Raw genomic sequence first — 13,948 nt, 5'->3', positions numbered from 1 at the left:
CGCTATTCCGCCGATCCTCGCCGAAACCTGCCTGAAAGGCCGGAAAACCAGGGGTTTCCGCGCATCCAGGCCGACCGACATCGCTGATTTGCGACTCCAGATCAACTACCATCGATAAACGCTGGTTATCGATGGTTAGACGTCGCTCCGATAAAAGCGGCCAGTAATGAACTCTAACTATGATATAGCGTTCGTTTAGCAAATCATTTACCATGATTTCAATGGCTTACGATATTTCGAAAATCAGCATATCAGCCCTGATACGGCCGGCTTTCGACGCCGGCATCGCGCTTGCGCGTTTGGACGAGCGCATCGCCCGTTCCCCAGTTGGCCAAGGCTTCCTAGAACGCTGTCAGTTCACCGACGCCTGCGCCTCGCTGTGGATCGAGGGCGAACTCGTCCATCTCGAAGACCTCGTCCTCCACGACGCGACGAAGGATATTCGCACACCCACCCACGAACTGACAATCGCCCGCGACGTGTTGCGCACCCGCCGGCGTATCGCGACCCAAATTCCGGAATGGGCACTCTCTCACGACGGCATCCGCACGCTGCGGAAGACCTCGGAGATCGGGTCGGTTGGCGGGGACGAGGCGACGACGACCGGCGTGTTTCAGCCAGCGGTCGCGATCGATCCGGAAGGAGAGAGGGACGATGTCGACGACATCGAAAATCTCCCCGGTCTCGACTATGCTGCCATTGATGCGATCCTCGCGCGCTCTGACGCCGCGATCGAACAAGCCAAAAAGCCTGGCCGGGCTCCGGCCAATCCGCTGGTCTATGATCTCGACTGGGACGAGGACGCGCGACTCGACGAATGGCGCGGCGTTTTCCGACAGGCGCAAGACCTGCCGGCGGTGCTTCAGGCCATCGTTGCCCTCGATGCCTGGAACGAGCTGTCGGTCCTGCAGCACGCGCCTTGGCTCGGGCGATTGTTGGCGGCGTCGATCCTGCGCCAGGCTGGCGTTACCACTGGTGCCCATCTCGCCGCTATCAATCTCGGCCTGAAAACCGTCCCCGTCGATCGGCGCCGCCACCGTGATCGGGAGACGCGACTGCTCGCCATTGCTCTCGGCCTGATCGCGGCCGCTGAGATCGGGCTGAAGGAGCATGACCGGCTGGCGCTGGCGCGAAAAATGATGAAGCGAAAGCTGGAGGGGCGGCGAACGTCGTCAAAATTGCCGGAGTTGGTCGAGCTGGTCATGGCGAAACCGCTCGTGTCGGCAGGCATGGTGGCCAAAACGCTCGAGGTCACGCCGCAGGCGGCGCGACGGATCGTCTTGGAACTCGGCCTCAGGGAGGTGACGGGGAGGGGGAGGTATCGGGCGTGGGGGATTTTGTAGCCAACTAAGGACGCCGCTGTCTTGAGGCGCCGCATTCAACCTCGTTAAATGACTGATAATGCAAGGTTATCGGACATATTTATGTCACGACATGGCGTGCTGTTGAAGTCAGCAAAGCTGGTGCAAACCGCGCACCCGATTTATACTTCGGCGCATGGATATCGAAGCGCGTCGAGGACGCTGGCCCACTTAGCCGAAATGCGGTTCAAAGCGAAATCGCCGCCTCCGAGGGCGGCGAAGAGGATACAGACGAGGAAGCATCCTTTAATGGATGATGCCGTTCGTCTGCAGCCGCTTTGTCATCGACGCGGGGCTGACGAGCATCGTCGTAGAGGCAAGTGCTATAGACAGGCCGAGCTTCATCGGAAAGAGCAGCAACTGATCCAACAATTGGCTGTAGGAAGAGGAGACTTCGGCGCTGCCGTCGGAGACACCGTACTGCAGCCTCGGTGGCGACTGGTTCAATGCCATTGAGATGGACGCAGGTTAAGACGGACATCGATCCGAAGCGTGTCCCCGTCAGAACCGTCCCGCCGCTCCCTTCCAAGACATCCGCATGGCGAGGCTATTGCGATGGCCAACGGCCTCTTGAACAGGCGGTCAAACGCCTGAAGAATGCAAGATGAGCGCCCGAAGTCGATCGCGGCCTTGGTATTCGCAGTGGTACCGCAAAGCCTTTAGGGGACGTCTTTGTAAAGCTCGTTTACCGAAGAGATATCGGTAGGAGAGAGACCGAACACTTTGAACCCGATCTGCCCAGGTTGGATAGCCAACTCCTCAGCGCGTTTACGCCCTTTCTCAGTTAAATCCATACATGCGAGCTCGTAATCGTCCGGCTTGAGTTCTCTCTTAAGGCATGCTTCGAAATCTTTATTGAGGTGGTAGTGCATGATCGATTTAAGGTCATGCTCGCCGATGTCGCGACCGTAGTTGTAATGACGGAAGAATATATCCGACTGAAACTCGCACTTTTCCTCCTGGTGCCTGCCACAAATACGGCCGGATTGACCAATTGCTTCATTCGCGGTGCTTCCTGGAAACTTGACCTTCAGGAGTTCATCGCGGTCGGCACGCTGCTGTTCGTGATATAGGCCCACAGCGTGTCCAGTTTCGTGCAGAACGGTCATGCCAAGGCGAGACCCCTGGTTTTCCACGCATACATCACCGATGACGATAGGGTGGGGGCTATTGGATCCAGTAAACCCGGCCTCAGTGAAACACCATCTAGGCCATTTTCCTGTCTCTAAGTTGCTGTCGTCCTCTTGCGCCAAGTAAAGCAAATATGGCTTCTTTCCGGACTTGTCTCTCGGCACCAGTTTCACCGTCATCGCCGACGCGTTCCACTCCGAGATTGCCTTCAGGACGACATCAGGTTTTGCAAGGCATTGCACCTTGGTGCAAACATCCGGCACCCCATTGCGGCAATCGCAAACCGCATAGGGTATCTGTTTAGAGGGCCATAATTTGTCAGCTTCGACGCCGGCGCCTGCACGCGCTTGCGCATTCAGCATGGCAGCGATGAACAAGGTGCTCAATATACCTACTACAAACTCGCGTGCCACGATCTTCATTTCAGTACCTCGCATCCAGAAAGGTCTAAGTTGGCCGTCTCGGCCCTCAGGCTAGTTCGACGGAATGGATAAAGGTCATTCTCCTCGTGGCGGGAACGCCGTTATGCTTAAAGCCCTCATCGGGCCGTACCTCGGTATTTTGTTCTAACAGGTAGATTTCGTACTCGACGATTGTCAGTCGCCATTTTCCGTCCCGCTCCGGAATTTCACCATTCCAAGTCATGAGTTCTGCGCCCTCGCGCTTCGCGGTAAGTGCAATCGTGTCACCCGTCGCCTGCCACAGGACAGCTTCTGCAGAGGGAGCATCCTTCAATGGTACTTCGGAAAACACTTCGACAACGCTCGTCACCCCAGACGAACCTCTCTCGACATAGCTGAAGCCAGATACAGTTACGGCTCTTTTGCCATCCTTTATGCCGCCCACGTACACGGTACGGGTCGGCGAAATCTGGACGAAGTCGGACGTCACGATCTTCGAAAGCGTTGCGCCGGCAATCGATTTTGGCTGATAGCGCGCGACGGCATACCTTATAAATGGGAAGTAAGCTCTGCCCGGATCCACCTGAACATCACACCAAACGACGTTCCGTTCAGCGTCGATCTCCACGTCGTAAGCAGCCAACGATATACGGCCAACGGGGATTAGGGAACTGTCGGCGATGTCGACCTGGTAGACCGGGACGTCAATCAACTTTTCACTGGCATTGACGAAATCATCGAGCGTGGGCCATCTTGATGTCGGGGCACCCAGTTTTCGCGGGTTGAACGCCCAGGATGATACCGCGTTGTTCAGTTCAGGCGGCGTATTCGAGAGCTCCGTTTCGCGAACAGAGAAAGCGGCCATCTCACCGGGGCCAGACGATAGCCAGGGACGTTCGAACAGGAAGCGATGTCCAGTGACATGGACATGTGATCGGCCGTCCTCGGTCGTCTCTTTCTTAAAGATTGGGAGGATCGCCCTTATTTCCGGCGCGTCCGGTGGTGCGCTGTTCAGAACCTCGACAGTTGCCGATCCAAATTGGGACAAAGCGTCCGGGTCTTTCAGAATCTCTTCCGGCATGAAGGAGCGAAAGCGCGAAGTTGCGCGCGCGCGATACGTGACAGTGCGATACCTTGTGTCCGGAAAGGCATGGACCGTTGGTCCTTGGCGGTTTGCAGTCTGCGCTTCGCGCTCCTTTGCAACCGGTCCATCGTTGCTCGCGCTATTTCGCCAAAAGCTCGCAGGGTGTCCCGCGACACCAAGCAAGGGTTCATCCGACTCTGTTAAGTTAAACCCAAAGGGCGGAAGGGTTGCCGGTACCTCCCGGTATACCTTCGACCACGGTTCATCAACAATGTCCGTCCACGACGCATGGAATTCGACCCGCCCGGTGCTGGGAACATGAACCGAGAATGCTTCGTCTACGAGTTTCACAGCGAGTGAATTGAGGATGCCTTTTTCTGCGCGGAACCGGTCTCCAAAGTGAGGTGTTCTGATTGGCCGTTGCGTGGCATGCACGAACATTACCTCCATTGGAGGAGTAACGAGATATTCCGAACCCGCAAGCACCTCGCCCCTCATGGAGGCTGTCAGTTCGGATTGATGCTCGGCGGCAAACGCTGCAATTGTCTCCGGTTTTTGAAAACTGAGAAGTGTTTCGAGGGAACTGGAAACCCAAAGGTTGCGATAGTCTTCTCCGCCAAGCGCCGACGACATCAACGCCCTGACAGTCTCGCCTGGAGGAACAGAGACTGTGATGCTGCCCGCGGCACTCGCAATTGAAGGCTTGCTGTCTGGGGCTCCCGGTCTGACGGATAGATTGACTGATCGCAGAAGGAGACGCTTCTTAGCCTCGTCGATACCGGGCTGTGATGGAAATGTGACTGGTCCAGAGTCGAGATCCCCCGACGAAGACCTTATGACAACGCCACGGCACATCGGGTCGGGAAGAAACGGCACATCCATTGTACCAGTGCCCGGGCCGGCAAGCTCTCCGGCTGTTTTGACGATGACATCATACGACTGGTCATCGCTCATCGCGTCAAATGATCCGTGCTCGTCCACCAGCCATAGATCAGCATCCGATGGCACGATCTGAACCGTGCTATCCGCAGCCGGACGACCGTCCAGTGCTCGGATGGCGACGGTTGTCCCTTTTTCACCTTGCTCGCGACCACTTTCAAATATCGACGGTGACCGTATCGGCTGGAGTCTCTGATTTTCGATGGTTGCCGTGCGAACGCCGAGGGTTGCGTCAGCGAGTATTGAAGATGCTTCCTTCAAAGACCACGCCTCTCCGGCAAGATCGACCGGTACAACGCAGAACTCATAGGTTTCACCATAGCGCTTGGTCTGAAGTGTGTCATCAACGACCACGCATTTAACGGCGAAATTTCTGAAGACCTCATCAACGATCTCCTGCGCACGACCGTCCTCGTCTACAGGGTTGTCGGTGCGCGGAGCCACAACGCTCCAGCCGTCCCAGTTGAACAAGAAAGGCGAGGTTGCGCTCTGGCCTGCCTGATCCGCCAGTACCTTCGTTATCTCCCCTTCATCCGGCCCCGGTGACCACGTAACCTCCCTCAGAGGACCACCGTTGAAGGAGTAAGTAAGTTTCCTGGAGCAAAGACTTCGCCAGACGCCCTCTGAAATGCTGCGGATGTAGACACGATATCCCCGGATCAGGCCGTCATCGGAGAAGATCAATTGACCGGGTTCAGGCTGCTGGGCGCTGACCCGGCGTGCCTGCTGTGTGTCGAGTGCAAGCAATCTCGTATTGTTGGATTTGAATTCGGTGACCAGGGGCAAGTCTTGACCGGCCCCTGGATTTTCGTTCGGCAGGTCAATTAGTGAGATGCCGCTCTGACGGAGGGCAGCAAGGGCTTTCGGAAAGGGTGGAGCAGAATGATAATCAAGCGGGACGACATCCGCTGCGACTGTCTGTCGAGCAGACTCTGCCAACTGTAGCGCCAACCAGTCAATTTCAAGATTCGTGAGCCTTCCCGTACTAGCTTCAAGTGATCGGAACCCTGCCCAGTCGGGTTGCTTGGAACCGTCCGATCGGCGTGGGTGAAACACTCCAAAATCGGTTGTGCCGATCTGCTGCTGGACATCACAGACAGTCCAAGGAGCCGAGACGAGCGTCTCATTCAACGACAATCGTACGTCAATCTTGACCCGTGCGATTGCGCCCAGGCCACCGACGACACTCTCGGGTATTGGAACATCGAAGCGAAGGACCAAACCGAGTTTCTGCGCCAGGCCGTTATGATCCTGAAGTGCCGAGACGATTTCGTGGAACTCCATTTCTGGCTGGATGGCCAGCGCGGTCGCTGGCGCGACCGTCTGGTTGACCGTGTGAAATGCAGAAAACTCTTCGAATGTCTTGATGATCTGAGCGGCGTCGCCGTTGGACAGCGCCCGAAACTTTGCGTCAGGCTCGGCACCTGTCAACGCCTGTATGACAGGATTTGCGCGTAAATCCGTCGAAGCGATTGAGAATGCTCGCTTGACAGTATTCAGTTCGGCAAAATACCCAAGTGACAGGATATTTGCGAGTGATCGGGCGTCGTATGATTTGACGTTCAGGGCCTGTGGCGCAGACGGTCCGAATGGCCGCACAACGGTATTGCCGGGGAAAACCGTTTCCCAGAACTTGGTATCTAACTCCAGTCCAGGCATTGGAAGAAAATTAAGTTCCGGGCTGAACGAGGCTTCAGTTCCCGCGCCGTCGGCCAGTTTCAGGGTGAAAGTGGCGGTATTGAGGGTGTTCGGCCACTTGACGAAGTCATGATATTCCGCGTCGGACAGAAGACCCTGATCGGTCCGGTCCATTCCTAGTTTGATTGAAGGCACGAGGCCAATCCGCAGGATCAGATTGCCATCATCCCCTCTTCGCAAACCGGATGGAACCGTCGTCCATGCAAGGTAATTTGGCACCTCAGTTCCCCCCCGCAAAAGCACGACGATATTGTGTCCATTGCGACTTCGTCAGCATTTCCCGCTTGGCGCGGCTGGACGGATCCGAAGACGCAATCATTGCCGAGCCGGCTCCAGAGCCATTGAAGCGGCGGCGGAAGGTCAATTTGAATGACTTTTTGAAGAACCCGTTTTTAACCGAGTAGGAGACCTCGACAAGGCCCTCGCTATAAGATGGCGTTCCCGTCGCTATTTTCAGCGCGAGATAGAAATCCACGCCGACCGTGATGAACCCAAGTGCGGTGACCGAGCCATAGGCGCGAACGTAGAACAGATACTCGATATTGGTGGTGGGGACGCCGCCAACATCCGCCTTTTGCAGCCAGTATGAAAGGCCACCCAGCAAAGCGGCACTTCCCGAAGCGATCCCGAGATCAAGCCGCGCAAAGGCGCCGAACCCGAAAGACGCTGAAAAGGAGCGAATTTCGCGGGTATCAACAATGAAAGCAAACGAGCCCGCACCGCCATAGATCCCGACAGCGACAGTGAAGGGATTATCGGGTGTAGAGAAGTTGAACTTGTAACTGGTGGGCTGTGACCGGAACGAAATTTCGACCGAACTGGCGATGTTCAGATTCTGGAGCAGGAAAGCCCCAAAACTCAAGCTTGGAAAGTTAAAGGACGGCAGTTGGATTTCAACGCCGCTCGGCAAAAGATTGATGGAAATTCCGATGTCGCCGAGAATATCTTTCAACAACTCTTGAAGAGCTTGGATGAACGCCATGATTGCGCCCTTCAGCTCGACAGAATCGATGTCCGGCCTGAAAGTGGTCGTTCCCGCTGCATCGATCACGAACACGAATGAGCGGAAGCGGATTAGGACGCCATTGCCCGCGAAGAGAAGTTGGAGCGAGAAGTTGCTCAGCCGGGCCGACACCGTGGCCTTTGGTCTTAGAGTTGAATCAAGACTGATGCTCGCCTCAGCGCTCAACGTGAAGCGCGTCGGACTTCCGCGTTCAACAACCAGGTCCGGTGAATTCTGCTGTACAGCAAAAATCGGCGTGCTCGGGTCCGGCCAGCTTTGGAACTGTTCCGTCATCCAATCGATGCTCTGGCGCATTTCGGCAGGGATATCCGGATAGGCCCTTATACGCTGGATGACCTTTGGCATCTGTGCTTCGGCGACCGAGAGGCCCGCTTGCAGCACATCCTTGATCTTGATCCCGCCGAAAAGAACCGTATCGTCGCCAAAGTAGTCGAGTGGATTGAAAGTTTGCGGTCCCCCAGATGTGAGGGTTGTCGTCGTATTTTGCTGTCCGGTCGCGCCATAAACACGTGAAACGCCACCCACCGTCATATCTAGCGAGAAAAACCCACCCGATTTTTCGCTTTGACCTGAACAGCCCAGCCGGATGCGCTTTTCATCGCCGGCGATAATTCCCGGTGCAGCCTGGAGAAACGTCTCCATTTCGTTACGGTCAGGGTCCTGTATCGAAAACCAGCCAATGTTTTCGCTCTCACTCACCGTGGCCCGCAACATTGGCAGGCGCGCCTGAATCTGGGGAGCGGCCAGATCGAAGAGCGAATTGATCACGGGGCAAACCGATTGAAGCCCGGTCACCGCATCGAACTGGACTTTCATCAACTCGACGCTTGTATCAAGAGGTGTCCGCGGAACTGCGACGGCAACTGATGCATCGTAGACGCCCGTCACACCTCGGCCGCTATTCCTATATTCGGCCTGCACGTGTTGCAGCCGCTGCCAATATGCATCGGTTTCTGCGACAGGGGCGGCATCGACCGAAGTGGCGTCGAATTCAATGAAAATGACCGGGACGGACAGCCTGATCAATTTCCCTGACCAGTCTTCTGCCAAACCCGAGAACATGACGGGCTTGCCACCCGCGCTTGGCCAAAATGCCTTTTCGGCCCATAAACTACCGTCAGGCTTCGCTATCGAAACTGATGCGGAAACCGGCTCATCTAAAGGCGGGCTGAGATCGTCTTCGAAACGTATTGATCGAAACGGCAAGGTAACGGCGCTTGCCATTTCCGCGTAGGACCGCTCCTGTTGCTTGAACTGAATGAAAAGCCTCGTGCGGAGATAGTCGCCCTCAACCGGTAAAGCACCGGCAACGGGAAAAACCTCGGCCGGTTCTCGGGTCGTCGCCCAGACAGCTTCTACTTCATGGCCAAACGGATAGAGGAACCCGCGACGGGAAGTGACGACATCATTGTCTTGTCCATAAGACGAGCGTTGCGAGACGTGAGTGAGCGAAATTGCACTCGTGCAATCATAGGGGAAGTCAGCTCGAAGGTTGAGAAAGGCACCCTGTCCCGTCAGCATCAACCCGTGGGCTGTGATCGGCGTCGCATTTACATTGGCACCATGTGTCAGCTTGACAATATCTTCGCGAGTCCGGTCATCGATCGGCGCTCGCCCAAGTGAAGGATCATGCTTGCGGGACCACACGGCAACAACTTTTGCGCTTTCGAAACCTGTACGCAGGTCGGCATTCGGAATGCCCACGAGCGACGCGTGCCAAATCTCGCGAAAGCCACTCTTGCCAATTGCTCTATTCGCCTGGCGCCATGAGTGATCATCATGAGGAGCGACGTAGAGCCCGTAGGGGGCCTCGATTGCTGTTTCGGAGGAGGGTGGCTTGAGGAATGCATTTTGAGGAACTGGAGACGTCGGCACCCTGAACTTGAACCGTTCCCAGTCGAGGAGTGTGTCGATGGAAAATGGCAATGGGCCATCTCCCTGATACTCAAAGACAAGCCGGGCAGGGTCCCCTAGCCGAACCTGCGGATAGTTCCTTCCGCACTAGGTTTAGTTCAACTTTGCCACAAGCTTAGACTGAACATGCCCTCTACCGACGTAGCCGGTGCCTGCGTCTTCGACGTTAGCAATTCGACCTGCATATAGGTCTGGATCGAGTGTGCTGCCGCAGTGCGGTTTTCCAGCATTTTAAAAACAACGTTCATTCGTTGCAAAATTCCGTTTGCCTTTTCTCTTGATGCCGGGAGCCGTGTGCCGTCTTGCGAAATGTCTGTTACGAGTGCCATGAACTCCTGGATGAACTCCCCGGAGAAGATCAGTGGCTGCGTCGCCAGAGGCTTCGTCTTCTCCGCCATCAGGAATGCGAACCGGTCGCTCCCTTTGAACGGCTTTCGCACGTCGACGTGAATGCCGTTTTCGCGCACCCGAATTGCGCCGGAGAGATTTTCGAAGATCATCGGCGCCTTGATCAAGCCGATGCGACCGAGATCGGACAAGAAGTCAGCCTGTACGGCCAAAAAGTGGTCGGACTTTAAACGGCCGATCCAGGTGAGCTCCTTGGCGACGATCTTGCGGCGCAAATCTGCAACCGTTAGCGCCTGTGGATATTTCTTGTCCCATGCGACCTCATAGAACCTGTCTCCCACGACCATAATCTGGGGGTCGCGGTCATGTTTCAGGGTCGACGGCTGGAGCGCGCCGCTCAAGAGCAGAACGGATTTCGCCGATGGTCCGTCACCCCTCCGATCGATCAGATCGCATGCGGGGCTCATCACGGCGACCAGTGACTTGCCGGTAAGACTACCTTTGCGTTGGGGCATGGCGCCGACAAGGTAAATATCGCCGCTCATCACATCGTAACCGGTCGGACCGCGATAGCCCCGGTCGCTTGACATGCGATTGGCACTGTAAAGTTCCGCGAACGCATTCGACGGCGGTTCAAAGTAGCCGAAGCTTTTACCGAAGGGATCGATGCGTTTCTTTGCAGGCACGTAGTTCGAGAACCCAACAACAATTCGTTCGGCGAGCGCACCTGCCACGAGTTCGCGAACATAGTCCTCGAACGGTTGTCCCTCGGTGTTTAGCCTCATGTGGTGAAGGCGGCCGAAATCTGAAATGTCGAGATTGAGCAGGCGCTCGTTGAGCCATCCGTGCGCGTCGTCGAGAACGCGTTTCCAAGCTTTCTGGATGGGTTCGACGATCGCACAGGCCGCAGCGGTTCGGAAGATGTCCCCGATGGAAAGGATCGCTTCGGCATCCGGCTTCTGCAGCGACAGTTTGGAGACGAACCTGAAACGCGACGCCATCTGACCGGCGCGCTGCCTGAAGGACGAAGCCTTTTGTTGCGAGCCGAGCGACGAGATCAGGATGAAAGCCGGTGCGACCTTCTCAAGATTGTCCTCGGTCACGGCTCTGACTTGACCAACATAGGAGATCGCCCGCTCCCGCGCTCTGTCCAGCACGGATTTGGGGATCATGTTGTTGTCATCGATGGATGGTACATCGCTGGACAGATAGAGGTCCAGGAAGACGACGTCCGCCGCCGCGACCAGGCTCGGATCGGCGTCCGATCCGAATTTGACCAGCGGAGCGACGCCTTCAAGCAGGTCTTCCAGCGGCTTCAGCTGCGTCAGCTTGCTGATGCGATCAACCATCACGTCGGAAAACAAAGATGTCAGAGCCGCGCGCATCGCCTCGCTCTTGTCCAGTTGCATGGTCCCAACATGCAGCTTCCACAACCGTTGGACGACGGCTTCTTCGTGAACGAACTCCTCCCAGTCCTCTAGGTGGTTGTCATCCAGGCCCGTTTGGGCGGCCTTGAGCGCCGCAAGCAACTCACCGTCGTTCTCTGCGGCCTGCACAAACATGTTATAGGCATTTTCCGAGATCTCGGAGCCTGCGGGTGGATCGTAGGCATCATCGACAATCGCCAGCAGCTTGATTCCGCCCGTGGTGGCAGCCTCCGACAGAAATTCCCTCATGCCTTACTCCCGGGCGTCAGATCCAAGACGAATGTGTTTAGCTGCTGTGATGGCTTGGACCCCGGAGCGAGATAGAGCTGCCAGTTGTGATATTCGGCCAGCTCGCGGCCGATATAAAGCCCCAGGCCGCTTCCGTGACCGGGCGGTTTGGCGCTGACGAATGGCTTGAATACCTCTTCTGCCTCTTCAGCGGGAATACCCGGCCCATTGTCGGTCACCGAGATGGTCTGCCCGCCGGCGTCGATAGAAATTTCAATGCGCGGCTTGAATTTTGCGTCGATGACCATCTGCTGCTTGAGCCAATAGAACGAGTTGGACAGCAGATTTTCGAGGATTTGGATCAGCATCCCCTTGACCGCTCGTATGCGCCACGGCTGTTTGAGGTCGGATGATATGAGCACAGCGACGCTGTGGCGCTGCGCCTGCGCCGACCGAGCGTCAACGATCTGCTGAACGATCTCCTGTACGACAAACGGCTCTTTCGTCTGACGGCGTGCCGTACTTAGGGGATCGAGCGTCTGTATCCGTTTCTGCAACGTTTTGAGCTGCGTTTCCAGGGTGGTGAACACGGCCGGCAGTTTTCCCGGCAGTATTGCCGCATCCACGCCTTCGAGGGTGCTTAAGGTGTTGCCACTGGCTCGACCCAGCTCATGAAGAATCAGCTCCACCATCAGACCCAGGCCGGCCAGATGAACGAATTTCCGGCGCTCATCCTTGTAGTCGTCAATGATCTCATCGACACCGTCGATTTGGGCGGCGAGCTGCTTCACCAAGCGCTCCACCTCATTCAAGGCTCCTGCTTGGCTGGGAGCGTCAACGGCGATCTGCCGGATCCGCTTTTGTAGATCTGTCTTTGCGGATGCAACGCGGTTCTTCAGGACATCCAGGGAGGTCAGGTCCTCTTTCTTGAGGTCGTCGTCAACCTGCTGGCTGAAGGTCTTGAAGTCCTCCAGGATTCTTTGAAGAACGGCGACAAGGGCTTCCTTGTGCTCGTTGTCAACAAGGCCCTGCCGGTTGGTCTGCTCAACGAGGTGACGGTTGCGCCAGGAAAGATTGACCCTTCCTATGACCTGTTGACGGTTCAACTTATAGCCGCGTCGTCCAAACGCGCGCTTGTCCAGCTGTAGCCAGTCGTCATCCGGCCCGCCATAAGGATTGATTCGAAAGCCGTCCCTGAACACCATCAGGCCACCAGACCACTGTCGCACCAGGTCGAGGACGTCGTTTTTGGTCCCGAGCCCCTCAAGCGCAGTGAGATGAATTCTGTTGAACCACAGAAACTCGACCCTGAATGCACCCAGCGATCGAAGGACCTTTGAGGATTTCGTTGCCGCCAGGCTGACGAGCTGGACTTCGTTGAGGTTTATTGTCTTTTTCTTGTGGGTATGAAGCCGGTAGTCCATTTCGCCGGTGAGCTTTGCCGCGCCGTCATCGGTATAGGCGAAATCACAGACGACAACCGCGTGGGCGAGATCGAAAAGCCGTTTGGCAATCACCGGAAGCGTCACTTGCTCGCCGTTATATGTGATCCGGAATAGGCGATTCCCCCTCCGACGGTCGAAAGGATCAACCATCCTGCTGAAATCGCTCTTTAGCAGGTCGCCAAATTTTTGCCTGTCCCAGTCAGATCGAAGCCGCGATATTCTGATGGTTGTGCCACTGACCTTCGGGTCCGCCTTGACCTGTCCGACGTTAGGCTCGACATCGACCTCGTGCAGCAGGGCATCGGAATCGTGGTTGAAGAGGCCCCAGTTGATATTGAGTTCATTCCAGCGGCGTTCTCCCGCCGTTGACGTCACGACTTCAAGCCGATCCCCCAGCCGCATTACCGAAAGCCGGCCAACGCCCTTGTCACCGAGAAGCGGGCGGGGGGGCGTCGTCCCGTCTCTGGTCCATTCCGCTTTTTTCTTTCGGCGCGATCGCGTGCCAATCGTCAAGAAGATCTCATCGAGATCGCGGAGAGACATTCCATCGCCATCATCGGCGACCTGGATATAATTGCCGGCCTCATAGGCGGAAATAATGGCTTGGCGAAAGGACGACGTATTACTTGCGGCGTCGAGAGACGCCAGGAACCGTCGTTTTGCTGCGACCGGTGCGTCTGCGGCAAGCCATCTTTCGACATTTTGTCGAAGGTCGGCGACCGGCACGCTGGCTTCGTCCAGGATCTCGAGCGCTTGAATGTAACGCGAATAGGGAAGAATGCACTGAACGTCTACGCGAACCACGTCTGAATCGGCGTCGACAGAATTCTTGACCAGTTCGTAGATAGCGACCGAATCCGAGCTGATCAGCTCTGCGCCTAATTCTAGCAGCGTCCGGGCCGTTATCTTAAACGCCATTATCGTCTCAGTTCAGCTTAAATAGGGTTC

General features: G+C 56.2%; 7 protein-coding genes. 1 reads left to right on the top strand and 6 read right to left on the bottom strand.

All coding sequences use genetic code 11. The annotated features are described in order from the left end of the window. The first annotated feature begins 212 nt into the window (after nucleotides 1-212). Nucleotides 213-1,343 (top strand): RHE_PE00001 family protein, encoded by a 1,131-nt coding sequence (locus BS629_RS05290; protein ID WP_077988046.1) that lies wholly within the window; start codon nucleotides 213-215, stop codon nucleotides 1,341-1,343. Between the two features lie 264 nt (nucleotides 1,344-1,607). Here BS629_RS05290 and BS629_RS38065 read toward each other — a convergent pair whose 3' ends face one another. The 6 genes from BS629_RS38065 to BS629_RS05260 all read right to left on the bottom strand — a co-directional run bounded on the left by BS629_RS38065 (nucleotide 1,608) and on the right by BS629_RS05260 (nucleotide 13,918). Next, nucleotides 1,608-1,814 (bottom strand): hypothetical protein, encoded by a 207-nt coding sequence (locus BS629_RS38065; RefSeq protein WP_143529700.1) that lies wholly within the window; start codon nucleotides 1,812-1,814, stop codon nucleotides 1,608-1,610. Nucleotides 1,815-2,020: 206 nt separating this feature from the next. Further along, nucleotides 2,021-2,914, bottom strand: coding sequence for a M12 family metallopeptidase (locus tag BS629_RS05280; protein ID WP_158081450.1), 894 nt, complete (start codon nucleotides 2,912-2,914; stop codon nucleotides 2,021-2,023). A 46-nt stretch (nucleotides 2,915-2,960) separates the two neighbouring features. After that, nucleotides 2,961-6,833, bottom strand: coding sequence for a hypothetical protein (locus BS629_RS05275; protein ID WP_143529699.1), 3,873 nt, complete (start codon nucleotides 6,831-6,833; stop codon nucleotides 2,961-2,963). Between the two features lies 1 nt (nucleotide 6,834). After that, the gene (locus BS629_RS05270; RefSeq protein WP_143529698.1) at nucleotides 6,835-9,564 is read right to left on the bottom strand and encodes a hypothetical protein; all 2,730 of its coding nucleotides are present in this window, start codon (nucleotides 9,562-9,564) and stop codon (nucleotides 6,835-6,837) included. An 86-nt stretch (nucleotides 9,565-9,650) separates the two neighbouring features. Further along, nucleotides 9,651-11,576, bottom strand: coding sequence for a hypothetical protein (locus BS629_RS05265; RefSeq protein WP_077988042.1), 1,926 nt, complete (start codon nucleotides 11,574-11,576; stop codon nucleotides 9,651-9,653). Then, nucleotides 11,573-13,918, bottom strand: coding sequence for a sensor histidine kinase (locus BS629_RS05260; RefSeq protein ID WP_077988041.1), 2,346 nt, complete (start codon nucleotides 13,916-13,918; stop codon nucleotides 11,573-11,575). The genes BS629_RS05265 and BS629_RS05260 overlap by 4 nt, the downstream gene beginning before the upstream one ends. Nucleotides 13,919-13,948 lie beyond the last annotated feature (30 nt).

This window comes from Rhizobium leguminosarum bv. viciae USDA 2370, assembly GCF_002008365.1.
Classification (GTDB): domain Bacteria; phylum Pseudomonadota; class Alphaproteobacteria; order Rhizobiales; family Rhizobiaceae; genus Rhizobium; species Rhizobium leguminosarum.
Note: the sequence above shows the minus strand (reverse complement) of the source record. Positions and strands in the feature narration are given on the sequence as shown.